The organism is Alkalibacterium gilvum (assembly GCF_900109085.1).
Taxonomy (GTDB): domain Bacteria; phylum Bacillota; class Bacilli; order Lactobacillales; family Carnobacteriaceae_A; genus Alkalibacterium; species Alkalibacterium gilvum.
Map to the genome: position 1 here is coordinate 1 of NZ_FNYW01000088.1, position 1,150 is coordinate 1,150.

Below are 1,150 nucleotides of genomic sequence, written 5' to 3' on the forward strand. Positions count from 1 at the left end.
TTTAATAAACCAATATTCAGAAATGGCAAATCATTTATATCTTTTAGAACCAGTTATAGAAGAAAAAGATAACAAAAAGCATAAGTAGTCGCAAAAGCCTTGTGCCACAAGGGAATTCACTTTCTAAACTACCATTTTCTGAAAACGGAAGTTTAGATAATGAACGTCTTGACGTTCAGAAACTGAACACTAATGATACTGACTTTAGTAAGACTAATAAAGACATTAAAGATAATAAAGACTGGAAAGAACAAAACGATTTATTAATTTCTGGAATTGATAAGATTAATCAAGACATTGTGACAAACTCTGTTCCTTCGCTTTTCAGCAGGGGGGCGAGTTTTTTTATTATTTAAAATCTTTCATCCAGTCAACCATTGGTACGGGTTCAAATTCTTGTTTCTCTTTAAAACGAAATTCAATCATTGCAATACGATTGCCTTTTCTCGCTTTTATTTTTTTAATTTTTAAGGAGTCAAAAAATTCCGACAATTCATTTTTGATTGGCTTGAGTACCTGCTTGTCTATGTCGCTCATTTGGTAGCTGTTTGGAATAGATAAAATCTCTCTAAAGTCCTCGATTTTAACTTTATAAAACCCAGTAGACCTATACTGTTTTAACAGGCGATACATCGTTTTTGCGTAACTGGATCGAATTCCAGTAAATTCTTGCAATTCAAATTTAGTGAACTCAGACGATAATTCGTTGATAATATAAGCTAATTCTGGATTTACGGAGATATCTACTGTCTGGTTATTTTCGTCTATTCTATACCCAGTAAATAAGACGAATTTCTCACGTATTCCAGCTTCTTCTGTGCGATAGGTCAATTGTAACATCTTGTTGTAAACAGCTTCTAAATCATCTGAGAACCGCTTTATAGACGTAGGCTTGTATGCACTTAACTCTCTTAGGTCTTCAAAAGTAAATTGTACTTTACTTAAACCTTTATCTTTCATTTTTGCACAAATCGAGAAGAATAGATTCATTTCAACACTATCAAAATTACGCATAGGAACAAGATTTAGCTCGTTTTTATATCTTACTTTGATATTAGCCATAAGTACACTCCTTTATATCACAATCATACACTATCAAGGGTTCATGTCAACTATCATCCTTAGTACTCAGACAAATCATCCTTAGTAC

General features: G+C 32.6%; 2 protein-coding genes. One reads left to right on the plus strand and one right to left on the minus strand.

Going from position 1 to position 1,150, the window contains the following annotated elements; translation table 11 throughout:
- The first annotated feature begins 101 nt into the window (after positions 1-101).
- Positions 102-356, plus strand: a complete 255-nt coding sequence (locus tag BMX83_RS10650) for a hypothetical protein (RefSeq protein WP_091636854.1) — start codon at positions 102-104, stop codon at positions 354-356.
- Here the strand turns inward: BMX83_RS10650 and BMX83_RS10655 are convergent.
- A complete protein-coding gene (locus BMX83_RS10655; RefSeq protein WP_091636856.1) occupies positions 349-1,062 on the minus strand; it encodes a replication initiation protein in 714 nt (237 codons plus the stop codon). The two genes, BMX83_RS10650 and BMX83_RS10655, sit on opposite strands and share 8 nt — an antisense overlap.
- Between the last annotated feature and the right edge of the window lie 88 nt (positions 1,063-1,150).